This is a genomic window from Buttiauxella selenatireducens (assembly GCF_031432975.1).
Taxonomy (GTDB): Bacteria; Pseudomonadota; Gammaproteobacteria; order Enterobacterales; family Enterobacteriaceae; genus Buttiauxella; species Buttiauxella selenatireducens.
The window spans coordinates 4,133,676-4,159,787 of the sequence record NZ_CP133838.1 but is presented as its reverse complement, the minus strand read 5'-3'; the positions used below and the strand labels follow the sequence as shown (position 1 = coordinate 4,159,787).

Genomic DNA, 26,112 nt, shown 5'->3' with positions numbered 1-26,112 from the left:
AAGGAATATGTAATGAACAAGATTTATCGTCTGGTATGGAATTCGGCGCAACGCGCCTGGGTTGTTGCAGGTGAATTTGCTGCGGCAAAAGGGAAAGGTAAAACCAGTCCGCGTCGTCTTGCATCAACGGCAGCAGGTATGGTTGGTGCAGTGGCATTGTCTATGGTGTCTATGGAAGATGCCCGGGCTTATGTGGCGGGTGGTGGAATTAACACATCTGATACTGAATCTGTGGCAATTGGTATGGGAGCGACCACGGGTAATGTAGGGAAAATTACTAACACCTGGGGTACACCGCCGCGTGGGAATAGTGCAGCAGTTACTACAACAGGAACTGATAATGTGTCTAACATTGCTCTTGGTGAAAATGCTTCGAGTGATACGGCAGGTATCGCACTAGGTAATTACGCTATTGCTTCGACTGGTGGTGGTATTTCAAGTAGTGCGATGGCTATCGGTAACTATGCCAAGTCCACTGGTACTGCTTCCACAGCCATTGGACTAGCATCTTTGTCTACTGGACAAGATGCAATCGCTCTCGGTACCGTTTCAGGTGCTTATTCTCGAGCTGCTGTTGCAGTGGGTCCCGGCTCATCCGCAACAGGAGTAGGAAGCACCGCACTTGGTTCTGCAGCAATAGCTAATGGCACCGCGTCCCTTGCCCTCGGTGACTCTGCACAAGCAAATGTTGCCGGTGGTGTTGCACTTGGTTATCAGTCAAATGCCACGCGTGCGGCGGGTTCTGCTGGCTACCTGCCCGCTGGCATCTCTGCTGCATCTTTGGCGGCTATTAATGCTACGACAGCTTCTCGTGCAGCTGTCGATATTGGCAGCCGCCAGATCACCAGCGTAGCTGCAGGTACAGCAGACAGTGATGGGGTCAACGTTGCACAACTGAAAGGCGTTGCAGAATTGGCTGATGCTGGCTGGAACGTGGCTGACAGTTCTGGTACCAAAGCCAACATCGGTCCAAACGGCAAAGTGACCTTCACCGGCGACAGCAATGTGACCGTTGCCGCGGGTGGTGCAGATGATGCGGGTACGCTGAATGTGGCACTCAACAAAAACCTGGACCTGACTAACGCAGGTAGCGTGACGATTGGTAACAGCCTGCTGAACAATAGCGGTCTGACCCTCACCGGTGGCCCGAAAGTTCTGGTATCCGGTATCGATGCTGGCACTAAACAAATCACCAATGTGGCAGCGGGTGTTGCTGACACAGATGCGGTGAACGTTTCCCAGCTTAGAGGGGTCTCTGCCTCTCATTACTACAGCGTGAATGACGGTGGCGTAAGTGGGGCTAACTACCTTAATGATGGCGCTACGGGAAGTAAGGCACTGGCTGCAGGTATTAGTGCTTCTGCAACAGGTGCGGATTCCGTCGCGCTTGGTAGCTATTCCGTGGCCAACACAGCAGAGGGTATCGCGGGCTATATGCCTGTTGGCACCAGTGCTGCGCAACTGGCTGCTATTTCGGCAACCACCAGTACGCTGGGTGCAGTAAGCGTCGGCGATGCCGCTAGCGGTAAATTCCGCCAAATCAATGGCGTGGCTGCAGGCACAGTGGATAGCGATGCAGTGAACGTTGCACAACTGAAAGGTGTGGCAGAACTGGCCGATGCTGGCTGGAACGTGGCTGACAGTTCTGGTACCAAAGCCAACATTGGCCCGAACGGCAAAGTGACCTTTACGGGTGACAGCAATGTGACCGTTGCTGCCGGTGGTGCAGATGATGCGGGTACGCTGAATGTGGCACTCAACAAAAATCTGGACCTGACTAGCGCAGGTAGCCTGACGATTGGTAACAGCCTGCTGAACGATAACGGTCTGACCCTCGCCAATGGCCCGAAAGTTCTGGTATCCGGTATCGATGCTGGCACTAAACAAATCACCAATGTGGCAGCGGGTGTTGCTGACACAGATGCGGTGAACGTTTCCCAGCTTAGAGGGGTCTCTGCCTCTCATTACTACAGCGTGAATGACGGTGGCGTAAGTGGGGCTAACTACCTTAATGATGGCGCTACGGGAAGTAAGGCACTGGCTGCAGGTATTAGTGCTTCTGCAACAGGTGCGGATTCCGTCGCGCTTGGTAGCTATTCCGTGGCCAACACAGCAGAGGGTATCGCGGGCTATATGCCTGTTGGCACCAGTGCTGCGCAACTGGCTGCTATTTCGGCAACCACCAGTACGCTGGGTGCAGTAAGCGTCGGTGATGCCGCTAGCGGTAAATTCCGCCAAATCAATGGCGTGGCTGCAGGCACAGTGGATAGCGATGCAGTGAACGTTGCACAACTGAAAGGTGTGGCAGAACTGGCCGATGCTGGCTGGAACGTGGCTGACAGTTCTGGTACCAAAGCCAACATCGGTCCAAACGGCAAAGTGACCTTTACGGGCGACAGTAATGTGACCGTTGCCGCCGGTGGTGCAGATGATGCGGGCACGCTGAATGTGGCACTCAACAAAAACCTGGACCTGACTAACGCAGGTAGCGTGACGATTGGTAACAGCCTGCTGAACAATAGCGGTCTGACCCTCACCGGTGGCCCGAAAGTTCTGGTGTCCGGCATTGATGCCGGCAGCAAAAAAATCACCAATGTGTTAGCTGGTGAAGACGACAGCGATGCGGTGAACGTTTCGCAACTGAAAAGTAGCACTAAGTACTTCAAAGCCAGGTCAGAGGAGGCGGATGCTCAGGCCATTGGCGTAGACAGCATTGCCGTTGGGCCTCAGGCGATTGCTCGTGCAGACAACTCTGTTGCTATGGGTAATGGTGCTATCGCTAACTACTCTGGTGATATTGCGCTGGGTGCAGGTTCTGTAACTGGTCCCACTACAGGTTCCGGTGGTGGCTACGCAATTGATGATGTGTTTATTCCATTTGCAGGTGCCAATCCGACCAGCCAGGTCAGCGTGGGCAGCAAAGGTAATGAGCGCCTTATTACTAATGTGGCTGCAGGTAGCCTGAGTTTCACCAGTACTGATGCTGTCAACGGTTCCCAACTATATGCCATCACAAAAGGGATTGAGGACCAAGGGGATATACTGAATGAACGTACAGTAAAATATGACTGGAACGACCTCAATGGTGACGGCCAGATTGACCTGGGTGAAGTCAATTACAGTAAAGCAACTCTGTCAGGCACTGTTTCCAACGATGGCGGTATAACCGGCGGGACGAAAATCACCAATCTGGCTCAGGGTGAAGTTTCTAATACCAGTACTGATGCCATCAACGGCAGCCAGTTGTTTAAAATTGCGGGTGATACGACTAACAATTACACCACCATTAATGGTGCAGGTATTCGTTATGTTCGTACCAACGAAGCGGGCCTTGATGAATTAGATGCTTTTGCAACTGGCAAGGGCAGCACCGCGGTGGGTTACAACGCTCAGTCTAAAGGCGTAAACAGCCTGGCTTTGGGTAACAATGCCGTAGCAACAGCGAATAACAGCGTGGCGCTGGGTGCAGGTTCTCAAGCTAACGGTTCTACACTGGCGAATGCTGCCTACCTGACAGGCACGACAGCAACAGGGGAAGTGAACGTCGGTGGCCGTCGTATTACCGGTGTATCTGATGGTGCTATGGATGACGATGCTGTGACAGTAGCCCAGTTGAAGAAGGTATCCACTACTGCAGTTGACGTCAGCGAACGTGCTCTGAAGTATGACTGGAACGACATCAACGGTAACGGTCAGCTTGACCCGGGTGAAGTGGATTACAGCAAAGCCACTCTGTCAGGTGCTGTTTCCAGCGATGGCGGTATAACCGGCGGAACGAAAATCACCAACCTGGCTCAGGGAGCGGTGAATGCGAGCAGTACGGATGCTATCAACGGAAGCCAGTTGTTTAAAATTGCGGGTGATACGACTAACAATTACACCACCATTAATGGTGCAGGTATTCGTTATGTTCGTACCAACGAAGGTGTGCTTGGTGAGGCTGATGCTTATGCTCAGGGTCAGGGAAGTACGGCCGTGGGTTATAAGGCAACTTCTACAGGTGCAGGCAGTATTGCGGTAGGTCAGAATTCTCTGGCAAGCGCAACAAATGCAATCGCGATTGGTAAAGATGCCGTTGCATCTGACGCTAACAGCGTTGCTTTGGGTAATGGATCTAAAACATCCGCTACTGTGGCAACCACCAGTATGACGATCGATGGCAAAACTTATGCTGTAGCGGGTAAAGCACCTGTAGGTACCGTGAGTGTGGGTGATGTCGGTCAGGAGCGCACCATCACTAATGTGGCTGCAGGCAGAGTGACGGCAAGCAGCACCGATGCAGTCAACGGTTCCCAACTGTATGCAACTAATACGGCTATTGAAAATATCAATACTACAATCGAAACCATTGATGAAGGGGCGGTGAAATATGACCGCAATTCGGATGGTACGGTTAATCATAATCACATTACGCTGGCTGGAGGCCCAACCACCATTTCCAATCTGGCTGATGGGGTTGAAGATTCTGATGCGGTTAACTACTCGCAGCTGAAAAACGTTGAAAACAATGTAACCAATATTGCCAACGGTACGGACGGTATGTTCCAGGTGAACAACACCAGCAATAATCCGAAACCAAAACCAACCGGTAAGGATTCAACTGCGGGTGGTGCGGGCGCCGTTGCTAGTGGTGATAACAGCACCGCTATCGGGGCTAACTCTCGTGCAAAACATAATAATTCTGTTGCACTGGGTAATAACTCTGTAACCGACCGCGATAACAGCGTCTCTATGGGTTATGCCGGTGGGGAACGTCAGGTGACTAACGTCGCGGCCGGTACTCAAGGTACTGATGCTGTGAACGTGAATCAGCTGAAGAGTGGTATCAGCAGCGCGAACCAGTACACCGACAACAAGTTTAACTCTCTGAAAAATATGGTTGACGATCAGGATGACAAACTGAGCGCGGGTATTGCAGGGGCGATGGCGATGGCCGGTCTGCCGCAGGCTTACCAGCCAGGTGCAAGCATGGTCGCAATGGCGGGTTCCACCTACCAGGATCAGTCTGCCGTCGCATTGGGCGTATCTGTCATTTCCGATAACGGGAAATGGGTAACGAAACTTTCTGGCTCCACGAACACACAGGGTGACCTGGGTGGAGCAGTCGGTGTTGGCTACCAGTGGTAACCGCTTAGTTAAACCTGATTTAGTTTAAATATTAAATATGCCTCCGGGGATTCCGGAGGCCTGTTAACCCAATTTTTAAGAGATAAATACAATGATTATTAAATTAAAACCTGCTCGCCTTGTTATGGTTGTAGGCGGCCTGTTATTACTATCAGCTTGTACTCGTTCAGTCAGTAATGTTGATTCACAGGGTAAAACGGACAGCCCAGTATTCCCAGAAGCGTCTCACGCAGTACGCGATGAAGGCAGTTTCGTTAATCTGGACAACTTAAAACAAATGCGTCCAGGCATGACTAAAGCTGAAGTGTATGAATTAATTGGCACACCACATTTTGATGAAGGTGTATTCCGTGTAAAAGAGTGGGATTATATCTTCCACTTCACACAGCCTGATAATTCCGTGCTGACATGCCAGTATAAAGTACTCTTTGATTCAGATATGAAAGCGCAGAGCTTCTTCTTTGCACCGGATGATTGCTTATCCAAATTAAAGGCTCCGGCTAAAGCAAAATCAATGCATAAGGAATTGAATGCAGAAGGTCTGTTTGCGTTTAACAGTTCTGTTATCAGCGCTTCAGGTGTTTCTCAGGTGAATTACCTGGCGGCAGATCTCAAGGCTGAAGATTTAAACGGTAAGCATGTTGTAGTTTCCGGTTATACCGACCGTATCGGTAATTCCGTGAAAAATATGCAGCTGTCTTTAGCCCGTGCTGAGTCTGTAAAACAAATGCTGACTGAACATGGTATTCCAGCGTCCATTATTGAAACACGTGGTCTGGGTGATTCTGCTCCTCGCGTTGTTTGTCCGGGTGCAAAATCTCCGGCTGTCATTGAATGCCTTGCACCAAATCGCCGCATGACTGTTGATGTTGTAGATATTAAATAAGGTAATTTCGTGAAAAACTTAATCAAGACCGCTGTCGGCGGTCTTTTATTCCTGACCAGTTGCCACGCATTTTCTGCTGCGTCAGATCTGAATGTTAAATCAATTAACGTTCCTTCATATAATCTTATTGTTGACGCACTGAATAATATGAATGCGGCCAACGGCAATCGTAATGATTTTGTTATGCAGCAAATCTGTGATTTAGCGCGTGGTGATAAATCTCAACAGGATGTCCAGGATGTATTGGCGAAAAATAATATTGATCCTAACACTATTCCGGCTCAGGGGGCATTATCCTCATTGATGGTGAATGGGGACAGAGCGGCACAAGCGTATACATGTGCAACGTATGTTGCTACAACGCTTTCTCAACTAACCGATAACGCATCACTTTATGATAAAACTAAAGATAAAAAAGGAAATGTAGACACTAAGCTTAACTCAGCTAAGTTTGCCAGCGAAATGCGTATTAAAATGTCCATGGCTCAAGCAAATGCGCAATTATTTGCTGTCATCGCAAGTAACCTACCGACGAGCGGTAATCTGACCTGGGATGATTACCAGAGAAGCATAGCAAGAACTGTCTATAACTACGCTCCAGAGTACCTGCGACTGATGAAAGTTCTGTATACCTCAGATACCGCAAAATACTCACCGGGCACGATCACAAAATCAACGCTGAGCGCAGCAGATAATCAGGGAAGGGAATTGCAAATAACGCCAAAAGGACAGGTGCTTATTTCTCGCGGTGTGGTCTGGTTAGGTAATGGAAAAATTCTCGGTAAAGAATACTTCTCACCGGTTACGATTATCGCCTCAGCTAAGCCAGTGGTTACCGAAAGTGTAAAAAAAGTGATCGATCAAGAAAAGAAAACAGAGGGTAAGAAAATAAAATAAATCTGAAATTGAATGCCAGTTAATCACGTATACAGCATGTGATTAACTGGCTTCAGTTCGGTTTTCATCGTTAACAATACATGTTGATAGGGATATTATGAATATTTACATTTTAACTGAGAATAATTATTTATTTTACGGGATAGAACAATCACTTTCAGAACATGTCAATTGTCAGTGTATACACTTAAATCCTGCGGAGTATGATGCATCGAAACATTTGCATCTCATTCAGAGAAGAGATGTTTTTATTATTGCGAATGATTTCCATAACATGGATTTCTCATTGTTGATGAAATTAAATGAAACAGACGCTTCAGTCATCATAGCCACCGATAATGCAGAGTGGAATATTAGCTCTATCTTCAGGTTTGCCACCATTATGAGGAGGTTTTATCTAAGTGACTTACTACAGAATATTCATCTGATACAACCAGTGAGAAGTAAAAAAATAAAATTACCCAAAATAACCATATCAGAGAAAAGAGTTCTGCTGTTAACATTTAAAGGGATAGATATTGACTATATTAGTTCAAGGTTAAATATTTCAACAAAGACCGCTTACTCACATCAGCGTAATGCTTTCAAAAAAATAGGCATTAGAAAAATTCATGATATATTTAGGCTTCCTGGTAATTACATTAGTTACTTGTGTCAGGGCTATTGAGCTTTTCGATGCTTAAATAAAGTGTGTGTAATTCTTAATTGCACTAAATACAAATAACATACAGTGTTCTGGATATATAAACTTCTTCCCTGTGCAGTAATCTTTCCTTGCGAATAATTCGCGTAACCATAAAAAGGAAAGAAAATATGACAGTTATTAAATTTCAGAACACATTAAAATTCACAGACGATAATAAATACACACAGCTTGCTGGGTATTATGAAGAAGAGAGGAAAATAGTTTGGATGATGCTGAATGCACATCCTCGGCCTTCATTTAATCATCAATTAATGGAGGAAATACTTGAACTCAGTCATCTCGTCAAAAAAAATAATTTCCAAACAGAATTTTGGGTAACCGGTTCGTTGGTTAAGGATATGTATAATGCCGGAGGAGATCTTAATTTCTTTGTCGAATGCATTAAAAATGGACGCAGGGAAATACTTCGGGCCTACGCCAGGTCCTGTGTAGACTGCGTTCACGCTGCGGCTAGTGGTTTTGATACTGGCGCGGTGAGTATAGCTCTGGTCGAAGGAACCGCTCTTGGAGGGGGTTTTGAGGCGGCCTTATCCCATCATTTCATCCTCGCACAACGTGATGCCAAATTAGGGTTCCCTGAAATTTCATTTAATTTATTTCCGGGTATGGGAGGATATTCTTTGGTCGCACGACGAGCAGGAATGAGACTTGCAGAGGAATTGATTGCTAAGGGAGAATCTCATGATGCTACATGGCATAAGAATCAGGGGTTAGTTGACCATGTATTCGAACCAGGGCTCGGATTAATTTCAACTCGCACATTTATTGATACCATGAGGCCAAAACTAAATGGTATCAGGGCCATGCTACGTGCACGTCAGCGGGTGTTAACATTAACTCGGGCCGAATTAATGGATATTACAGAAGATTGGGTGGAAAGCGCATTTAGTTTGTTGCCTAAAGATATCAACTACATGGAACGTCTGGTATTGCTTCAGAACAGGCACGTAATAAACTCACTGCGTAGAAATATCGTAAACGCAGAGTAATCGATGGCTTTGCATTTTAGCCTGATGACAAAAACAGAAAAGGCCGCTTGCGCGGCCTTTTTTTCAAAAACGTTTAGCAATTACAGGCTAGAAACGTTTTCGCTCAGGTACTTAGCAACGCCGTCTGGAGACGCGTTCATGCCTTCTTTCCCTTTTTCCCACTGAGCTGGGCACACTTCGCCGTGCTCTTCGTGGAATTGCAGCGCATCAACCATACGCAGCATTTCATCGACGTTACGGCCCAGCGGCAGGTCGTTAACAACCTGGTGACGCACGATACCGGCTTTGTCGATCAGGAAAGAACCACGCAGAGCAACGCCTGCGTCTGGATGTTCGATGCCATAAGCTTTTTGAATTTCACGCTTAATGTCAGCAACCATCGCGTATTTCACTTCACCGATGCCGCCTTTATCTACAGGGGTTTTACGCCATGCGTTGTGAACGAATTCAGAGTCAAAAGATACACCAACGACTTCTACGCCACGTTTCTGGAATTCTTCGTAACGCTTGTCGAACGCAATCAGTTCAGACGGGCAGACGAAAGTGAAGTCCATTGGCCAGAAGAACACAACGGTGGTTTTACCATTGGTGTGTGCTTTGAAGTTGAAGTTTTCAACGATTTCGCCACTGCCGAGTACGGCTGCAGCAGTAAAGTCAGGGGCTGGACGAGTAACCAGGACCATATGTACTCCTGTTAATTTTGTTAAAGTGAGTGTTAACGCAACGGGGGGGAGTATAGGGGCTGCAATCCCACTAACTCAAGCATACTGTGCCGATTAATCAGATAGGAATCACCTATCAAAAAATCGATATTTGTACAGCGGAGATCCAAAATAGCCCTTTTTTACAAAAGGGCAAGAAGTTAATAACCAGTGTGGGATCGGTTACAAACTTTTTTGTTCTGCCAACACCATCATGCGTGGGTAGAACTGCCAGAACAACTCTTCGAGCGCGTCGTAATGGGTATCAAGATCTTGCCAGGAAGCTCGCAAAGCATCGAGTTTTGGTCTACGGCTCGCCATGCCATTGAGAACATTAGCAATAAACGCCATATCGCTATAACGTTCAAGCCAGCGCTCATTCCACAGGTATTGATTAAGATTGATGAAGCGTTCTGGGGTATCAATTAAGAAGGGTTCGATATTGGCTCGCGCGTGTGCAACAAACTCAGGCAGTGACATGTTTGGGTTCAGAGTGTGCCAGTGACGTGAGACAAAATGGTCCCACATGACGTCGAGCGTGATTGGTGCAACGCGGCGAGTTTCAGGGCGAAACCAAAGTTTAGCGGCGCTGACTTCCGGCAAACCATCAGTCAACACATCCACACGACGGTGCATATGGATACCCGCCACCACATCATTCGAATAACTTTCATTCGGGTTGCCACGGACAAAATCGGCGAGCAAATTTCCCAGAAGTGAGCTATCAGCAAGGCTTGCGAGATGTAAATGGGCGAGAAAATTCATAGTAACCTTATTCGTAAATGGCTTGAGTATGGCTTATAGAGGAGGTTCTTATTCCTTGCAGGGAGTGTCCCCCGGCACTAGACTGTAGCGCCACTTTTTAAGTCTTGAGTTCTTTACCATGCGTGTTGCTGATTTTTCCTTTGAATTACCTGAATCCTTGATTGCCCACTATCCACAAGCACAGCGCAGTGGGTGCCGTTTGCTGTCACTGGAAGGGCCGACGGGTAATTTAACGCATGGCACTTTCACCGATCTGCTCGATAAGCTCAACCCTGGAGATTTGCTGGTCTTTAACAATACCCGCGTCATCCCGGCTCGCCTGTTTGGCCGTAAAGCCAGCGGCGGTAAGATTGAAGTCCTGGTTGAGCGTATGCTCGATGACAAACGCATTCTCGCGCATATTCGCGCCTCTAAAGCACCGAAACCGGGTGCAGAATTGCTGTTGGGCGATGATGAAAGCGTACATGCCACGATGGTTGCGCGCCACGATGCGTTGTTTGAAGTGCAGTTTGAAGACGAGCGTAACGTACTCGATATTCTCAACAGCATCGGCCATATGCCGCTGCCGCCGTACATCGACCGGCCTGACGAAGAATCAGACCGCGAGCTGTATCAAACCGTTTATAGCCAGAAGCCCGGCGCTGTTGCCGCCCCAACTGCGGGTCTGCACTTTGATGAACCGTTGCTTGAAGCGCTGCGCAAGAAAGGGATTGAACAGGCGTTTGTCACGCTGCACGTGGGGGCGGGGACATTCCAGCCAGTGCGCGTAGACAGCATTGAAGACCACATCATGCACTCCGAGTATGCGGAAGTTCCGCAGGACGTGGTTGACGCGGTGCTGGCCTGCAAAGCGCGTGGAAATCGCGTTATCGCTGTAGGTACCACATCCGTTCGTTCGCTGGAAAGTGCGGCTCAGGCTGCACAAAATGACCTGATTGAACCGTTCTTTGGTGATACGCAAATCTTTATCTATCCAGGTTATCAATACAAAGTGATAGATGCGCTGGTGACCAACTTCCACCTGCCGGAATCGACTCTGATCATGCTGGTTTCTGCGTTCGCTGGTTATAAAAACACCATGAATGCTTATAAAGAAGCTGTTAACTCCGAATATCGATTTTTTAGTTACGGGGATGCCATGTACATCACGTACAATCCGCAGGCGATAAATGAGCGCCCAGGCGCCTAAACACTGAATTCGACGTCGCCGGTCAAACCGTCGACGTTTTTGTCTTAACCATCAGACTGTTTCTCTGATGCTGGAGGAAATGTGAAATTTGAATTAGATACGACTGACGGACGCGCTCGCCGTGGCCGCCTGGTGTTTGACCGTGGCGTAGTAGAAACGCCTGCTTTCATGCCTGTTGGCACTTACGGCACCGTAAAAGGGATGACGCCGGAAGAAGTTGAAGCCACTGGCGCGCAGATCATTCTTGGTAACACTTTCCACTTGTGGCTGCGTCCTGGCCAGGAAATCATGAAGCTGCACGGCGACTTACATGATTTTATGCAGTGGAAAGGTCCCATCCTGACCGACTCCGGCGGTTTCCAGGTCTTCAGCCTGGGCGACATTCGTAAAATTACCGAAGCGGGCGTGCATTTCCGTAACCCAATTAACGGTGACGCGATTTTCCTCGATCCAGAAAAATCCATGGAAATTCAATACGATCTCGGTTCTGACATCGTGATGATTTTCGATGAATGTACGCCATATCCTGCTGACTGGGATTACGCTAAGCGTTCTATGGAAATGTCCCTGCGTTGGGCACAACGTAGCCGCGATCGCTTTGATTCCCTTGAGAATAAAAATGCGCTGTTCGGTATTATTCAGGGAAGTGTTTACGAAGATTTACGAGATATCTCGGTAAAAGGTCTGGTAGAGATAGGTTTTGATGGCTACGCTGTCGGCGGCCTGGCTGTAGGCGAGCCGAAGGAAGACATGCACCGTATTCTGGAGCATGTGTGCCCGCAAATCCCTGCAGATAAGCCTCGTTACCTGATGGGCGTGGGGAAACCGGAAGACCTGGTTGAAGGTGTTCGTCGTGGTATCGATATGTTCGACTGCGTGATGCCTACCCGTAATGCACGTAATGGTCACCTTTTTGTCACCGATGGTGTGGTGAAAATCCGTAATGCGAAGCATAAAGATGACACTTCGCCGCTGGATTCTGAGTGTGATTGCTATACGTGTCGCAATTATTCACGTGCCTACTTGCATCATCTTGATCGTTGCAACGAAATACTCGGCGCACGACTCAACACTATTCATAACCTGCGCTATTATCAGCGTCTAATGGCTGGTTTACGTAAGGCCATTGAAGAGGGTAAATTAGAGCACTTCGTGAGTGATTTTTACGAGCGAACCGGCAAACCAGTTCCACCTTTGAATGTTGATTAATTTAATAATGAGGGATTTTTAATGAGCTTTATCATTTCTGATGCGGTAGCTGCAACAGGTGCTCCGGCGCAAGGTAGCCCGTATTCTTTGATTCTTATGCTGGTGGTATTTGGTCTGATCTTCTATTTCATGATCCTGCGCCCACAGCAAAAACGCACCAAAGAGCATAAAAAGCTGATGGACTCTATCTCTAAAGGGGATGAAGTGCTGACGACGGGTGGTCTGGTTGGTCGCGTAGTGAAAGTAGCTGAAACTGGCTATATCTCAATCGCGTTAAACGATACCACTGAAGTGGTTATCAAGCGTGATTTCGTAGCTGCCGTTCTGCCGAAAGGCACTATGAAGGCGCTGTAATATTCGTTTTTCCCTAAGGGAACTACCGTGCTAAACCGCTATCCTTTGTGGAAGTACATCATGCTGATCGTCGTGTTTATCGTCGGTCTGCTATACGCACTTCCCAACCTATATGGTGAGGATCCGGCAGTTCAGATCACTGGCGCGCGCGGCGTCGCCGCCAGTGAGCAAACGCTGATCCAGGTCCAGAACACCTTAAACGCAGAAAAAATCACCGCAAAATCTGTGGCCCTGGAAGAGGGTGCAATTCTTGCCCGCTTTGATGGCTCAGATACGCAACTGCGCGCCCGTGAAGCGCTGATGGGCGTCCTTGGTGACAAATATGTCGTAGCACTTAACCTTGCTCCTGCTACACCTCTTTGGTTAAGAGCTATCTCCGCAGAACCGATGAAACTCGGTCTTGATCTGCGTGGTGGCGTGCACTTCCTGATGGAAGTTGACATGGATACCGCTCTGAGCAAGTTGCAGGAACAAACCATAGATAACCTGCGCACTGACTTGCGTGAAAAGAGCATCGTTTACACCAACGTGCGTAAAGCCGATAACTATGGTGCTGACGTTATCTTCCGTGACAGTAAAACGCGTGATGACGCTCTATCTTATTTATCTCCACGCCATCGTGATCTGGTGATTTCCGCTCAGGGCAGCAACGCATTGCGTGCTGTAATGACGGACGCTCGTCTGAGCGAAGCGCGTGAATATGCTGTTCAGCAGAACATTAATATCCTGCGTAACCGTGTCAACCAACTGGGTGTGGCTGAACCTCTGGTACAACGTCAGGGTGCTGACCGTATCGTGGTTGAATTGCCAGGTATTCAGGATACTGCGCGTGCGAAAGAGATTCTCGGCGCGACAGCAACACTTGAGTTCCGTCTGGTTAACACTAACGTTGATCAGTCTGCGGCAACGTCTGGCCGTGTGCCAGGTGACTCCGAAGTGAAACAGACCCGTGAAGGTCAACCGGTTGTCCTGTACAAGCGTGTGATTCTGACCGGTGACCATATCACTGACTCCACTTCCAGTACCGATGAATACAACCAGGCGCAAGTGAACATTTCACTCGACAGCGCAGGCGGTAACATCATGTCTAACTTCACCAAGGACAACATCGGTAAGCCGATGGCGACCCTGTTTGTGGAGTACAAAGACAGCGGTAAGAAAGACGCTACCGGTCGTGCGGTACTGATGAAAGAAGAAGAAGTTATCAACGTGGCAAACATTCAGTCACGCTTGGGTAACAGTTTCCGAATTACCGGTATCAGCAACCCGACTGAAGCACGTCAGCTTTCTCTGCTGCTTCGTGCAGGTGCCTTGATCGCTCCAATCCAGATTGTTGAAGAACGTACCATCGGTCCAACCCTGGGTATGGAAAACATCAAGCAAGGTCTGGAAGCATGTCTGGCAGGTCTGTTGGTTTCAATCCTGTTTATGCTGTTCTTCTATAAGAAGTTTGGCCTGATTGCGACTGGCGCATTGTTGGTTAACCTGGTGATGATCGTGGGGATAATGTCCTTGCTGCCAGGGGCTACACTGACTATGCCAGGGATTGCGGGGATCGTGTTAACCCTTGCGGTAGCCGTCGATGCCAACGTACTGATAAACGAACGTATTAAGGAAGAGCTTAGTAACGGGCGTTCGGTGCAGCAGGCAATCCATGAAGGTTACCAGGGCGCATTTAGCTCTATTTTCGATGCCAACATTACGACGCTTATCAAGGTCATCATCCTGTATGCCGTAGGCACCGGGGCAATCAAAGGCTTTGCGATCACGACCGGTATTGGTGTGGCGACGTCCATGTTTACCGCAATCGTCGGTACCCGTGCCATCGTAAACCTGTTGTACGGCGGCAAACGCATCAACAAGCTGTCTATCTGAGGAGTGCGTTGTGGCACAGGAATATACTGTTGAACAATTAAACTACGGCCGTAAAGTCCATGACTTTATGCGCTGGGATTACTGGGCATTCGGCATCTCCGGACTCCTGCTGATCCTTTCCGTTGTCATTATCGGCGTGAAAGGTTTCAACTGGGGTCTGGATTTCACCGGTGGTACGGTTATCGAAATCTCGCTGGAAAAACCAGCAGATTTAGAGCAAATGCGCGAAGCGTTGAAAGCAGCGGGCTTTGCTGAGCCGCTGGTTCAGAACTTCGGTAGCAGCCGTGACATTATGGTGCGCATGCCACCCGCTCATGGGGAAACCGGTGGGCAGGTGCTGGGCAGCAAAGTGGTTAGCGTAATCAACCAGGCCACTCAACAAGATGCCGCAGTTAAACGCATTGAGTTTGTTGGCCCAAGCGTGGGTGCCGATCTGGCGCAGCATGGCGCAATGGCACTGTTGGTCGCGCTGATCAGCATTTTGATTTACGTCGGGTTCCGTTTTGAATGGCGTCTGGCTGCCGGTGTGGTTATCTCGCTTGCGCACGACGTGATCATCACCATGGGCGTGTTGTCACTGTTCCAGATCGAGATCGACTTAACCATCGTTGCATCGCTGATGTCGGTTATCGGTTACTCGCTTAACGACAGCATCGTGGTATCGGATCGTATTCGTGAGAACTTCCGCAAGATTCGTCGCGGTACGCCTTACGAGATCTTCAACGTGTCGTTGACGCAGACTTTGCATCGTACGTTGATCACATCCGGTACGACTTTGGTCGTGATCCTGATGCTGTATCTGTTCGGTGGTGCGCTGCTGAAAGGTTTCTCGTTGACAATGCTTATCGGTGTTTCTATCGGTACTGCTTCTTCTATCTACGTGGCGTCTGCATTGGCGTTGAAACTGGGCATGAAGCGTGAGCACATGTTGCAGCAGAAAGTGGAAAAAGAAGGTGCGGATCAGCCGTCGATTCTGCCTTAATCATCAGGTTGTTCACTGATAATAAAAACCGCAGCCATGGTGCTGCGGTTTTTTTTCGTCTGAGCAAAAGTCTCCTGACAGTATGCTGTCAGTAGGGGTTAGTTAGACTCAATGTTGAACATCACCATTGAGGAGTTAAACATGAGCACTATCATCAATTGGTTTGAAATCCCGGTCGCGGATCTGGAACGGGCAACCGCTTTTTATGAGGCTGTTTTTGCCGCTGAATTTAAACGTGAATCAATGTCTGGAATGGAGATGGCCGTCTTCCCGTATGAAGATCCGCATCCTGGTGGCGCACTGCTTAAAGGCGAGGCGTTTAAGCCTTCAGCGCAGGGAACCGTGGTTTATCTCCATGCCCCTGATTTAACGGCGATGCTTACACGAGTTTCTAAAGCGGGCGGGGAATGCGTCTTTGGTCCGCAGGTTTTGCCAGATAATATTGGCACGATTGCGCTTATTGTCGACACTGAAGGGAATCGAGTCGGGTTACATCAACCGGCCTGAGTGCGGATATACTGAACCACAAACGCCTGCTGGCTATGCTGGCAGGCACGATATCTTCACAGATGAAGCCTATGAGCCGAAGAGCGGACCGCCTTTTTCAAATAGTACAAATTCTGCGTGGGCGTCGGCTGTCTACCGCGGCGCTGCTTGCCGATCGCCTCGAAGTCTCAGAGCGTACTATCTATCGTGATATTCGTGATTTATCCCTTTCCGGTGTCCCCATCGAAGGGGAAGCGGGATGCGGATACCGCCTGCTTGCGGGCTATGATTTACCCCCTTTGATGTTTACCCCTACAGAAGTCGAAGCGCTGGTTGCGGCGATACGTTTGGTGCAAACGTGGAGTGGCGAAACACTTGCACAGGCGGCGGGCACTGCCGAGGAAAAACTGCTTGGCGTATTGACACCACAGCGACGCGTTGTTGCAGAGCGCTGCCGCATTATCTCCCCCGATTTTAATAAATACCCGCAGGTTAAAACCTGGTTTGACGTTTTTCATCGTGCAATCGGGGAATTGCAGGTGCTTCATATCCGTTATGAAGATGAAAAGGGGAGAGCATCGAGCAGGAATGTTCATCCGCTTGGGCTGACATTTTGGGGGGAAGTATGGTTGTTGGTAGCCTGGTGTGAAACGCGTGAGGATTACCGCAGTTTTCGGCTGGATCGTTGTTTGTCAGTCGATCCTACAGGGCACTATTTTTCTGAACGGCCAGATCGTTCTTTGGCCCATTTTATCCAGTTGCAGCAAAACGAAGGCTGTTTGCCAGAGACAAAAAAACCGATCGGCTAAGTGCGGATCGGTTTTTTTAAATATTCAGACGGTTATCAGAAGTTGTAGCCAACGACTAAGTAACCACCCCAACCGGTAGAGCGTACGTTGAAATCACCCTCACCGAAGTTCAGGCTGGCATTATCCGCCCATTGACCACCGTTGTGCCAGTAACGCGCAACAACTGAGTAGTGCCAGTGATCGTAATTTAGAGCAAGGATATGGCTGGAAGCGATAGAGTTGCTGGTACGAGCATGCTTGCCGTTATTGTCGATGAAATTGTCATCGCCCAGATCTGAACCCCAGTCGAAGTTGGTGAAACCGATATAGCTCAGGTTACCGCCCCACAGGCTGGTAATTGGCACAAAGTATTTAACTTTGAAACGGTAGCCATCCCATTCGTTTTCGTTGGATGCACCATAGTTCTGCCACTGGTATTTTGCATACACGTTCAGGGATAAGCTCATCGGCAAACCGGTTTCGATGTCGGTTCCCAGACCCATGTACCAGGTGCTTTGTTTGCTGGCTTCGTTGCCGTGCGCACCCATATCATAAATATAGTTGTTGGCAACGTACCACTCTTTGAATGGGCCAAATGCCAGGCTGGTGCCGGTCAGCTTATCAATAGAGAAACGTGGTTCGATTTCCATGAACATACGTGAACCGTCGTCCCAGACACCCTTGTCATTGCCGTTACCCCAGCCGAAGGTTTTTGGGATATCGATATAGCCATAAAAGTCTAACCAATCTTTTTTGGCAAACGCTTCATATTCCATGTAAACGTCGTTAGTGATCTGTGGGCCAAAGCGGGTGTGGTAACTCCCCACAACGTTGACGCTTTGATGCCACCAATCAGAGAGATATTCGTCGTTTTTTGTATCTTCGGCGTGAGCCGTGAAAGAGCTTGAAAGCGCCAGAGCGGTACTAGCCGCCAAAATAATTTTTTTCATAATATTTATGCCACTGTTTTTTATACATGATTCCCGTGAGGGCAGGAGGCGAGTGATCACCCTTGGTCATTAACCATTCAGCTGGTTTCTTATTGACGCGCCTATTATAGAAATCCCTGCTCACAAAAATATGTTTCATTTCACATTATCGCCACATGCGTAATCGATTGCGTTCACGTTTGCGCACATTCAAAACGGGCGAGATTTTACCTGGTTCGTGAATTTAAGCAAATGGATGACCTGAAGTTACAAATTTATGTGACTCAGTTCACTCACTTTTGTGATGTCTTAATGGGGGTTTATCGAATGTCACTCGGGGAGATGTAACATAAAAATGTAAATGTTACTGAGGGTTAACCCCCGCAGTGCAGGGGATTGCCTGTTATTGGGCGGGTAACGCCTGGGAAGGATCAATCGGCTGGATGTCGTGAATGCGCACAAAACCCAACTGTTCAGGTGAAAAACCAGAAAGCACTAAGGGAATGCTGACATCGCTCGGTGCGAGAACACTCGCGGGTGCATTGAATTGCTGCGACTGAACATTCACTTCCTGATAGTTATCGGTGGTGCCCTGAATTTGGCCCCATTCCACTTTGCCCGTGAATGCGGGAAGCGGATCGTTCGATTCACCCTTAATCATCAGCATCGCCCGGCTGCCGTTGTCTTGCGCGGTAACGCCGCTCAGGGACATTTGCAAATTGCCTAACTGGCTGTTCAGACGCGCCGGAGTTTTCGAGCCGGGTAACAAATACACACCGGTTGTTGATTTGGCATTCAGCGCATTTTGCTGAGTCAGCTTGACAGTTTGGTCAGTGAGCTGCGTCATTTCTTTATTTAAAGAACCCACTTCGTTCTTCATCTGGCGCACTTCAGTTTGTTGGGCACACGCGCTAAGACTGACCAGACTGGTAACCAGGATAATTCTTAGGTAACTCTTTGTCATCACTAATTTTTCCTTAAAGTTTCTTCCTGATTTAAGCGTAGCTGGTCAGCAACGAAAAGTCATATTTCCAGGGATGACGTGGCATGCCTTTGTACTCCAGCCACTTCGCGGTAAACTATTGTTCATTTGACTAATCCTTCAGGACGCGCCATGCATTGCCCATTCTGTTTCGCAGTAGACACCAAAGTGATTGATTCCCGGCTTGTCGGCGAAGGGTCTTCCGTGCGCCGTCGCCGTCAGTGCCTGGTTTGCAATGAACGCTTCACGACATTTGAAGTGGCAGAGTTGGTGATGCCGCGTGTTGTAAAAAGCAATGATGTTCGCGAGCCGTTTAACGAAGACAAGCTGCGTAGCGGTATTCTAAAAGCGCTGGAAAAACGCCCGGTGAGTTCGGACGACGTGGAAATGGCAGTAAACCACATTAAATCCCAGTTGCGTGGAACCGGCGAACGCGAAGTGCCAAGCAAAATGATTGGTAATCTGGTGATGGAGCAGCTTAAGAAACTGGATAAAGTGGCGTACATCCGCTTTGCATCGGTTTATCGCAGCTTTGAAGATATCCGCGAATTTGGCGAAGAAATTGCCCGCTTACAGGATTAATGCTGATGTCGTTTGATGAAAAATTTATGGCTCGCGCGATGCAATTGGCGCGTCGTGGCCGTTTTACCACGACGCCTAACCCGAATGTGGGCTGTGTCATCGTCAAAGACGGTGAAATTGTTGGTGAGGGTTTTCATTTTCGCGCGGGTGAACCTCATGCAGAAGTCCATGCTTTACGCATGGCGGGCGAAAAAGCACGCGGTGCCACGGCGTATGTCACGTTAGAACCCTGTAGCCACCACGGGCGCACGCCGCCATGTTGTGAAGCGTTAATTGCCGCTGGCGTTTCGCGTGTTGTTACCGCGATGCAGGATCCGAATCCGCAAGTTGCTGGCCGTGGGTTATATGCGCTGCAACAGGCAGGCATCGAAGTCAGCCACGGTTTGATGATGAACGATGCTGAGGCGATAAACCGCGGTTTTCTGAAACGTATGCGTACCGGTTTCCCGTTTATTCAACTTAAACTGGGGGCTTCGCTTGACGGGCGTACCGCCATGGCGAGCGGCGAAAGCCAGTGGATTACTTCGCCTGAATCACGCCGTGATGTGCAGCGCCTGCGCGCGCAAAGTTCAGCAATTTTAAGCAGCAGTGCCACGGTTCTGGCAGACAATCCTTCTTTGACCGTGCGTTGGAGTGAGTTAGATAGCGCGACTCAGTTAGCGTACGCCGAAGAAAATTTACGCCAACCCACGCGCATTATTCTCGACCGCGAAAATCGCGTCACGCCGCAGCACAAAATTATTGCTCAATCAGGGGAAACCTGGCTTGCACGGTGTAAAGCAGATGAGCAAAATTGGCCGGATGGTGTTGAGCAGTTTATCGTGCCAGAACATAACGGCCATCTTGATCTGGTGGTGATGATGATGTTGTTGGGCAAACGTCAGATAAACTCTATTTGGGTGGAAGCGGGCCCAACACTTGGCGGCGCGTTACTTCAGGCAGGCCTGGTTGATGAACTGATTGTCTACGTTGCGCCAAAATTACTGGGCAACGATGCGCGTGGCCTTTGTAACCTGCCAGGGCTTGAAAAATTAGCTGATGCGCCCGAGTTTAGTTTTAGCGAAGTCCGTCATGTTGGCCGGGATTTATGCCTCCATTTGACACCGCGATATTAGGGCCGTCAAAACGTAAGCAGACGCCAAAAGATTATGATAAAATCCGCCCCCCTGCGGGGCTAAACAGAACCCGTAAAGGAAGATTATGAACATTATTGAAGCAGCCGTTGCTACTCCAGACGCTCGCGTCGCCATCACCATCGCGCGTTTTAACAACTTCATCAATGACAGCCTGCTTGACGGTGCGATTGACGCCCTGAAACGTATCGGCCAGGTTAAAGATGAAAATATCACTGTGGTCTGGGTTCCGGGTGCTTATGAGCTGCCGCTGGCGGCCGACGCTTTGGCGAAAACCAAACGTTACGACGCAGTGATTGCGCTGGGTACCGTCATTCGTGGCGGCACAGCTCACTTTGAATATGTTGCTGGCGGTGCCAGCAATGGCCTGGCACATGTTGCTCAGGAAAGTGGTATTCCAGTCGCCTTTGGCGTGCTGACCACTGAAAGTATTGAACAAGCCATCGAACGCGCTGGCACAAAAGCCGGTAACAAAGGTGCAGAAGCTGCACTGACCGCGCTTGAAATGATTAATGTATTGAAAGCCATCAAGGCCTGATTTTTTGTAAGGGGAAATCTGTGAAACCTGCTGCTCGTCGCCGTGCCCGTGAGTGTGCCGTTCAGGCGCTTTACTCCTGGCAGTTATCTCGAAATGACATCGCTGATGTCGAATACCAGTTCCTGGCGGAACAGGACGTCAAAGACGTTGACGTTAACTACTTCCGCGAACTGTTGGTCGGGGTGGCTACTAACAGCGCGTATCTGGATGGGCTGATGAAGCCTTATCTGTCTCGCCAACTCGAAGAGTTAGGTCAGGTAGAAAAAGCGGTTCTGCGTATCGCACTGTTTGAACTGTCCAAACGTGATGATGTGCCATACAAAGTGGCCATTAACGAAGCTATCGATCTTGCGAAAACCTTCGGTGCCGAAGACAGTCACAAGTTCGTGAATGGTGTACTTGATAAAGCTGCTCCGCAAATTCGTCCCCGCAAAAAGTAATCTCCAGGCCGGTTAATTCCGGCCTTTCTTTATTCTATATCCGTTAGCATTCGAGTTGCAGCCAACACCCCGCAGCTTGCAGGATGACGGATATATTCAGAGGCATAACGCATGGCATGTGGTGAGTTTTCCTTAATTGCCCGTTATTTTGATCGCGTAAGCAGTTCCCGCCGCGATGTGGAAACCGGAATTGGCGATGATTGTGCATTGCTAACGGTCGCCGAGAAGCAAACTCTTGCGATAAGTACCGATACACTGGTTTCGGGCATCCACTTCCTGCCGGATATTGACCCTCGCGATCTGGGCTATAAAGCTCTGGCGGTGAATTTAAGCGATTTAGCCGCGATGGGCGCAGACCCGGCCTGGTTGACGCTGGCCATTACCCTTCCTGAAGTCGATGAAAGCTGGCTTGAAGCCTTCAGCGACAGCCTGTTTGAACAACTCGACTACTACGATATGCAGCTGATTGGCGGCGACACTACGCGTGGCCCACTTTCCATGACGCTTGGTATTCATGGGCTGGTGCCGGTTGGTCGCGCGCTTAAACGCAGCGGTGCACGTATTGGTGACTGGATTTACGTCACGGGGACGCCTGGCGATAGCGCCGCGGGTTTGGCACTCTTACAAGACCGTTTAACCGTCAAAGATCCCGTGCAAGCGGACTATCTTAAGCAACGCCATTTGCGCCCAACCGCTCGGATTTTGCATGGCCAGGCGCTGCGCGATCTGGCGAGCAGCGCAATCGATCTTTCTGACGGGCTAATTTCGGATTTGGGTCATATCCTTAAAGCGAGTGAATGTGGCGCGCGCGTGGATCTTGACGCACTGCCATATTCTGACGCCGTGAAAGCGAATGTCAGTGCTGAGCTTGCTCTGCAATGGGCGCTTTCTGGTGGCGAAGATTACGAATTGTGCTTTACCGTGCCAGAAATTAACCGTGGTGCGCTGGACGTGGCAATCGGCAATCTTGGCATTCCGTTTACCTGCATTGGTCAGGTAGGCCCTGCGTCTGAAGGGCTACAGTTCTTGCAAGATGGCAAACCGGTAACACTGGATTTAAAAGGATACGACCACTTTGCCTCGCACTAAAGATGTGGCTAAAAGCCGTCTAAAGCTCAGCAATCCCTGGCATTTGCTCGCAACCGGTTTTGGTAGCGGGTTAAGCCCGATTATGCCGGGCACTGCCGGGTCGCTCGCAGCGATCCCATTCTGGTATTTGATGACCCTGCTGCCGTGGCAACTCTACTCCATGGTTATTATGCTCGGCATTTGTATCGGGGTTTACCTCTGCCACCAGACCGCGCGCGATATGGGCGTCCATGACCACGGCAGTATTGTGTGGGATGAGTTTATCGGCATGTGGATAACCCTGATGGCGCTGCCAATCAATGACTGGCGCTGGGTTGCTGCGGGCTTTGTGATTTTCCGTATCTTCGATATATGGAAGCCGTGGCCAATCCGCTGGTTTGACCGCAACATTCACGGCGGTATGGGGATCATGGTGGATGATATCGTCGCGGGGGTTATTTCTGCAGGTGTCATTTATCTGATAGGCCATCACTGGCCGATTGGATTGTTCTAAGTAATACAATCCTCACCCCAGCCCTCTTCTTGAGGGCAAGGGTGAGGGCATTGAATTGTTACTTAAAACCGACCTTTTCGTGTGGGCGATAAACAGATTCCAGCTCGACAATCTCTTCAGGTTTCAGCGTTAAATCCACGGCTGCCAATAAATCATCCAGTTGATGTTCGCGAGAAACGCCAATAATTGGCGCAGCAATCCCCGGTTTACTGAGTAACCATGCCAGCGCCACTTGCGCACGCGTAACGCCTTTATCTGCCGCCACATTCGCCAGTCGCTCTGCAATCAACGCATCGTTATCCTGGCTTCCATCGTACAGATTTTTACCGACTTCATCCGAGACTGAGCGTGCGGTGGTATCACCCCACGGGCGAGTCAGTTTTCCTCGGGCCAATGGGCTCCACGGGATCACCGCAATCCCTTGTTCGTAGCACAGCGGCAGCATATCGAGTTCTTCTTCACGATAGATCAAATTGTAGTGATCCTGCATGGTGACAAAACGCGCCCAGCCATGTTGATCCTGCAAAGCCAGCGCCTGAGCCAGCTGTGAACTGTGCATCGATGAAGCACCGATATACCGTGCTTTACCCGCTTTCACCACATCATTAAGCGCCTCGAGAGTCTCTTCAATTGGCGTGTTGTAATCCCAGCGGTGAATTTGCAACAGATCGACGTAATCAGTTCCCAGACGCCGCAGGCTGTCATCTATCGAACGTAAAATCTGCGCACGTGAAAGACCTTCGGGTAAATCGCCGACCTGAAAGTAGACTTTGGTGGCGAGGACCGCATCTTCACGACGCATGAAATCTTTCAGGGCTCGCCCGACAATCTCTTCGCTGCTACCGTCGGAATAGCTATTGGCGGTATCAAAGAAATTAATGCCGTTATCGATGGCGTGTTTGATGATAAGGCGGCTGCTCTCTTCGGGAAGCGTCCAGGCGTGATTGCCACGGTCTGGCTCACCATAGGTCATACAACCCAGGCAAAGACGGGAAACCTTGAGGTCAGTTTTTCCTAACGTGTTGTATTGCATGGTTCCACTCCAGTTATGCAGGATACTTTAAGCATAGCAGGAGTGGAGGAGGGGATTATTTAAGCCAGGCGCGGATCCTTGATTCCATACCTTCAGCATTAAGGCCGATAGCCGCGCGGGCCTCATCCTGTGTGCCTTGCGGGATAAAGAAATCAGGTAAACCGATATTCAGCACGGGAACCATTTTACGGTTCGCCATCAGAACTTCATTTACACCGCTACCCGCGCCACCGATGACGGCATTTTCTTCGATGGTGACCAGTGATTCGTGGCTGGCTGCCAGTTCAAGAATCAGAGCTTCATCAAGCGGCTTCACAAAACGCATATCGACCAGCGTCGCATTGAGTGATTGTGCAACGGCTTCGGCTTCGGGCAGCAAGGTGCCGAAGTTCAGCAGGGCGATTTTTTCACCTTCGCGTTTCTTCAACCCTTTGCCGATCGGCAGCGATTCCAGCGGCTGCAACTCTGCACCCGTGCCATTACCGCGCGGGTAACGCACAGCTGATGGGCCGTCATTGTAGTGATAACCGGTGTGCAGCATCTGGCGGCATTCGTTTTCATCGCTTGGCGTCATGATGACCATTTCTGGAATGCAGCGCAGGAAGGAGATGTCGAACGCGCCCTGGTGGGTTTGCCCGTCAGCACCGACTATCCCCGCGCGGTCAATGGCAAATAACACCGGTAGCTTCTGGATGGCGACGTCGTGAATCACCTGATCGTAAGCGCGCTGGAGGAAGGTCGAGTAGATCGCGACTACCGGTTTGTAACCGCCAATCGCAAGACCTGCCGCAAAAGTCACGGCGTGCTGCTCTGCAATCGCGACATCAAAATATTGCGACGGATACTGGCGTGAAAACTCTACCATGCCCGAGCCTTCGCGCATTGCAGGCGTCACCGCCATCAGCTTGTCGTCTTTTGCTGCGGTTTCACATAACCAGTTGCCGAAGATTTTCGAATAGCTTGGCAGGCCACCGGCAGCTTTTGGCAGCGTGCCACTTTGCGGATCAAATTTAGGCACTGCATGGAAGCTGATCGGATCTTTTTCCGCAGGAGCATAACCACGACCTTTCTTGGTCATGATGTGCAGGAATTGCGGGCCATTCAGGTCACGCATATTTTTGAGCGTATTCACCAGGCCGATAACATCATGGCCATCAACCGGGCCAATGTAGTTAAAGCCCAATTCTTCAAACAACGTACCCGGCACCACCATGCCTTTCAGGTGTTCTTCAGTGCGTTTCAACAGTTCTTTAATCGGCGGCACACCGGAGAAGACTTTCTTCCCACCTTCGCGCAGCGAAGAATAAAGTTTGCCGGAAAGCAGCTGTGCGAGATGGTTGTTTAGCGCGCCGACGTTCTCGGAAATCGACATTTCATTGTCGTTGAGAATCACCAGCATGTTCGGGCGAATATCACCGGCATGGTTCATCGCTTCAAACGCCATACCAGCGGTGATTGCGCCATCACCAATCACACAAACGGTGCGACGGTTTTTCCCTTCTTTTCCGGCTGCAACCGCGATACCAATGCCCGCGCTAATTGAGGTGGAAGAGTGGCCCACGCTCAACACGTCATATTCGCTCTCGGCGCGCCATGGGAAGGGATGCAACCCGCCTTTCTGGCGGATAGTGCCAATTTTGTCACGACGGCCAGTAATGATTTTATGCGGATAAGCCTGATGGCCGACATCCCAGATTAACTGGTCGAACGGTGTGTTATACACATAGTGAAGCGCTACGGTCATTTCTACCGTGCCAAGACCTGAGGCAAAGTGCCCGCTGGAACGGCTTACGCTATCGAGCAGGTAGCGACGCAGCTCGTCACACAGTTTCGGTAAGCTCTCTTTTGGCAACAGGCGTAACTCTGGAGCAGATTCCACCAGTGCGAGGGTCGGGTATTTGGCAATATCAAAACTCATTAGAAACTCATCGTGGTGTTT

Annotated in this window: 24 protein-coding genes; 18 read left to right on the top strand and 6 right to left on the bottom strand. The window is 49.6% G+C overall.

Translation table 11 applies throughout. The features are described 5' to 3' along the window. Positions 1-12 precede the first annotated feature (12 nt). The 5 genes from RHD99_RS19115 (at position 13) to RHD99_RS19095 (ending at position 8,605) form a co-directional block, all read left to right on the top strand. Complete coding sequence (locus tag RHD99_RS19115) at positions 13-5,127, top strand: YadA-like family protein (protein WP_309875941.1); 5,115 nt, start codon at positions 13-15, stop codon at positions 5,125-5,127. Positions 5,128-5,218: 91 nt separating this feature from the next. Further along, on the top strand, positions 5,219-6,013 hold the full coding sequence (locus RHD99_RS19110; RefSeq protein WP_309875940.1) for an OmpA family protein: 795 nt from the start codon (positions 5,219-5,221) through the stop codon (positions 6,011-6,013). A gap of 9 nt (positions 6,014-6,022) precedes the next feature. Next, positions 6,023-6,910: a hypothetical protein gene (locus RHD99_RS19105; RefSeq protein WP_309875938.1), complete on the top strand. Its 888-nt coding sequence runs from the start codon at positions 6,023-6,025 to the stop codon at positions 6,908-6,910. A 97-nt stretch (positions 6,911-7,007) separates the two neighbouring features. After that, positions 7,008-7,577, top strand: a complete 570-nt coding sequence (locus tag RHD99_RS19100; protein WP_309875936.1) for a helix-turn-helix transcriptional regulator — start codon at positions 7,008-7,010, stop codon at positions 7,575-7,577. Positions 7,578-7,723: 146 nt separating this feature from the next. Further along, a complete protein-coding gene (locus RHD99_RS19095; protein ID WP_309875934.1) occupies positions 7,724-8,605 on the top strand; it encodes a crotonase/enoyl-CoA hydratase family protein in 882 nt (293 codons plus the stop codon). 80 nt (positions 8,606-8,685) lie between these two features. On the opposite strand, the gene RHD99_RS19090 is transcribed toward RHD99_RS19095, so the two are convergent. After that, positions 8,686-9,288, bottom strand: coding sequence for a peroxiredoxin C (locus RHD99_RS19090; RefSeq protein ID WP_064549195.1), 603 nt, complete (start codon positions 9,286-9,288; stop codon positions 8,686-8,688). A 201-nt stretch (positions 9,289-9,489) separates the two neighbouring features. Next, positions 9,490-10,071 carry an ACP phosphodiesterase gene (gene acpH / locus RHD99_RS19085; RefSeq protein ID WP_309875932.1) on the bottom strand — a complete coding sequence of 194 codons (582 nt, stop codon included), beginning with the start codon at positions 10,069-10,071 and terminating at the stop codon, positions 9,490-9,492. A gap of 118 nt (positions 10,072-10,189) precedes the next feature. On the opposite strand from acpH, the gene queA reads away from it, so the two are divergent. The 7 genes from queA (at position 10,190) to RHD99_RS19050 (ending at position 16,975) form a co-directional block, all read left to right on the top strand. Continuing rightward, a complete protein-coding gene (gene queA, locus RHD99_RS19080) occupies positions 10,190-11,260 on the top strand; it encodes a tRNA preQ1(34) S-adenosylmethionine ribosyltransferase-isomerase QueA (RefSeq protein WP_309875931.1) in 1,071 nt (356 codons plus the stop codon). A gap of 81 nt (positions 11,261-11,341) precedes the next feature. Next, entirely contained in the window at positions 11,342-12,469 is a 1,128-nt protein-coding gene (tgt, locus tag RHD99_RS19075; protein ID WP_064549189.1) for a tRNA guanosine(34) transglycosylase Tgt, read from the top strand. Positions 12,470-12,490: 21 nt separating this feature from the next. Next, the gene (gene yajC / locus RHD99_RS19070; RefSeq protein ID WP_034457929.1) at positions 12,491-12,823 is read left to right on the top strand and encodes a preprotein translocase subunit YajC; all 333 of its coding nucleotides are present in this window, start codon (positions 12,491-12,493) and stop codon (positions 12,821-12,823) included. A 27-nt stretch (positions 12,824-12,850) separates the two neighbouring features. Next, complete coding sequence (gene secD / locus RHD99_RS19065) at positions 12,851-14,698, top strand: protein translocase subunit SecD (RefSeq protein WP_309875927.1); 1,848 nt, start codon at positions 12,851-12,853, stop codon at positions 14,696-14,698. 10 nt (positions 14,699-14,708) lie between these two features. Continuing rightward, a complete protein-coding gene (secF, locus tag RHD99_RS19060; RefSeq protein ID WP_309875926.1) occupies positions 14,709-15,680 on the top strand; it encodes a protein translocase subunit SecF in 972 nt (323 codons plus the stop codon). A gap of 141 nt (positions 15,681-15,821) precedes the next feature. Next, the gene (locus RHD99_RS19055; protein WP_309875924.1) at positions 15,822-16,187 is read left to right on the top strand and encodes a VOC family protein; all 366 of its coding nucleotides are present in this window, start codon (positions 15,822-15,824) and stop codon (positions 16,185-16,187) included. Between the two features lie 71 nt (positions 16,188-16,258). Beyond that, complete coding sequence (locus tag RHD99_RS19050) at positions 16,259-16,975, top strand: helix-turn-helix transcriptional regulator (RefSeq protein ID WP_309875922.1); 717 nt, start codon at positions 16,259-16,261, stop codon at positions 16,973-16,975. 35 nt (positions 16,976-17,010) lie between these two features. Here the strand turns inward: RHD99_RS19050 and RHD99_RS19045 are convergent, their stop codons facing one another. Continuing rightward, positions 17,011-17,904, bottom strand: a complete 894-nt coding sequence (locus RHD99_RS19045) for a nucleoside-specific channel-forming protein Tsx (RefSeq protein ID WP_183271347.1) — start codon at positions 17,902-17,904, stop codon at positions 17,011-17,013. A gap of 382 nt (positions 17,905-18,286) precedes the next feature. Continuing rightward, complete coding sequence (locus RHD99_RS19040; RefSeq protein WP_309875919.1) at positions 18,287-18,847, bottom strand: SadB/YajI family lipoprotein; 561 nt, start codon at positions 18,845-18,847, stop codon at positions 18,287-18,289. 150 nt (positions 18,848-18,997) lie between these two features. Between RHD99_RS19040 and nrdR the strand changes: the two genes are divergently transcribed. The 6 genes from nrdR (at position 18,998) to pgpA (ending at position 23,140) form a co-directional block, all read left to right on the top strand. Further along, entirely contained in the window at positions 18,998-19,447 is a 450-nt protein-coding gene (nrdR, locus tag RHD99_RS19035) for a transcriptional regulator NrdR (RefSeq protein ID WP_064549177.1), read from the top strand. Between the two features lie 5 nt (positions 19,448-19,452). Continuing rightward, entirely contained in the window at positions 19,453-20,562 is a 1,110-nt protein-coding gene (gene ribD / locus RHD99_RS19030) for a bifunctional diaminohydroxyphosphoribosylaminopyrimidine deaminase/5-amino-6-(5-phosphoribosylamino)uracil reductase RibD (protein WP_309875916.1), read from the top strand. 85 nt (positions 20,563-20,647) lie between these two features. After that, positions 20,648-21,118, top strand: a complete 471-nt coding sequence (ribH, locus tag RHD99_RS19025; protein ID WP_183271344.1) for a 6,7-dimethyl-8-ribityllumazine synthase — start codon at positions 20,648-20,650, stop codon at positions 21,116-21,118. A gap of 20 nt (positions 21,119-21,138) precedes the next feature. Continuing rightward, positions 21,139-21,558: a transcription antitermination factor NusB gene (nusB, locus tag RHD99_RS19020; RefSeq protein WP_139878831.1), complete on the top strand. Its 420-nt coding sequence runs from the start codon at positions 21,139-21,141 to the stop codon at positions 21,556-21,558. Positions 21,559-21,669: 111 nt separating this feature from the next. Next, positions 21,670-22,647 (top strand): thiamine-phosphate kinase, encoded by a 978-nt coding sequence (thiL, locus tag RHD99_RS19015; protein ID WP_309875913.1) that lies wholly within the window; start codon positions 21,670-21,672, stop codon positions 22,645-22,647. After that, complete coding sequence (gene pgpA / locus RHD99_RS19010) at positions 22,634-23,140, top strand: phosphatidylglycerophosphatase A (RefSeq protein ID WP_183271342.1); 507 nt, start codon at positions 22,634-22,636, stop codon at positions 23,138-23,140. The genes thiL and pgpA overlap by 14 nt, the downstream gene beginning before the upstream one ends. A 58-nt stretch (positions 23,141-23,198) precedes the next feature. On the opposite strand, the gene RHD99_RS19005 is transcribed toward pgpA, so the two are convergent. Together RHD99_RS19005 and dxs are read right to left on the bottom strand one after the other, a co-directional pair. Beyond that, positions 23,199-24,173, bottom strand: coding sequence for an aldo/keto reductase (locus tag RHD99_RS19005; RefSeq protein WP_309875912.1), 975 nt, complete (start codon positions 24,171-24,173; stop codon positions 23,199-23,201). Between the two features lie 55 nt (positions 24,174-24,228). Continuing rightward, a complete protein-coding gene (gene dxs / locus RHD99_RS19000) occupies positions 24,229-26,091 on the bottom strand; it encodes a 1-deoxy-D-xylulose-5-phosphate synthase (RefSeq protein ID WP_183271340.1) in 1,863 nt (620 codons plus the stop codon). Positions 26,092-26,112 lie beyond the last annotated feature (21 nt).

Bases quoted from the DNA above. Each gene is read 5' to 3' on its own strand.
- RHD99_RS19115 (WP_309875941.1), top strand. From the start codon at position 13: ATGAACAAGATTTATCGTCTGGTATGGAATTCGGCGCAACGCGCCTGG.
- nrdR (WP_064549177.1), top strand. From the start codon at position 18,998: ATGCATTGCCCATTCTGTTTCGCAGTAGACACCAAAGTGATTGATTCC.
- RHD99_RS19090 (WP_064549195.1), bottom strand. From the start codon at position 9,288: ATGGTCCTGGTTACTCGTCCAGCCCCTGACTTTACTGCTGCAGCCGTA.
- ribH (WP_183271344.1), top strand. From the start codon at position 20,648: ATGAACATTATTGAAGCAGCCGTTGCTACTCCAGACGCTCGCGTCGCC.
- thiL (WP_309875913.1), top strand. From the start codon at position 21,670: ATGGCATGTGGTGAGTTTTCCTTAATTGCCCGTTATTTTGATCGCGTA.
- RHD99_RS19095 (WP_309875934.1), top strand. From the start codon at position 7,724: ATGACAGTTATTAAATTTCAGAACACATTAAAATTCACAGACGATAAT.
- RHD99_RS19055 (WP_309875924.1), top strand. From the start codon at position 15,822: ATGAGCACTATCATCAATTGGTTTGAAATCCCGGTCGCGGATCTGGAA.
- RHD99_RS19045 (WP_183271347.1), bottom strand. From the start codon at position 17,904: ATGAAAAAAATTATTTTGGCGGCTAGTACCGCTCTGGCGCTTTCAAGC.
- ribD (WP_309875916.1), top strand. From the start codon at position 19,453: ATGTCGTTTGATGAAAAATTTATGGCTCGCGCGATGCAATTGGCGCGT.
- dxs (WP_183271340.1), bottom strand. From the start codon at position 26,091: ATGAGTTTTGATATTGCCAAATACCCGACCCTCGCACTGGTGGAATCT.
- RHD99_RS19050 (WP_309875922.1), top strand. From the start codon at position 16,259: ATGAGCCGAAGAGCGGACCGCCTTTTTCAAATAGTACAAATTCTGCGT.
- RHD99_RS19110 (WP_309875940.1), top strand. From the start codon at position 5,219: ATGATTATTAAATTAAAACCTGCTCGCCTTGTTATGGTTGTAGGCGGC.
- yajC (WP_034457929.1), top strand. From the start codon at position 12,491: ATGAGCTTTATCATTTCTGATGCGGTAGCTGCAACAGGTGCTCCGGCG.
- RHD99_RS19040 (WP_309875919.1), bottom strand. From the start codon at position 18,847: ATGACAAAGAGTTACCTAAGAATTATCCTGGTTACCAGTCTGGTCAGT.
- queA (WP_309875931.1), top strand. From the start codon at position 10,190: ATGCGTGTTGCTGATTTTTCCTTTGAATTACCTGAATCCTTGATTGCC.
- acpH (WP_309875932.1), bottom strand. From the start codon at position 10,071: ATGAATTTTCTCGCCCATTTACATCTCGCAAGCCTTGCTGATAGCTCA.
- RHD99_RS19100 (WP_309875936.1), top strand. From the start codon at position 7,008: ATGAATATTTACATTTTAACTGAGAATAATTATTTATTTTACGGGATA.
- RHD99_RS19005 (WP_309875912.1), bottom strand. From the start codon at position 24,173: ATGCAATACAACACGTTAGGAAAAACTGACCTCAAGGTTTCCCGTCTT.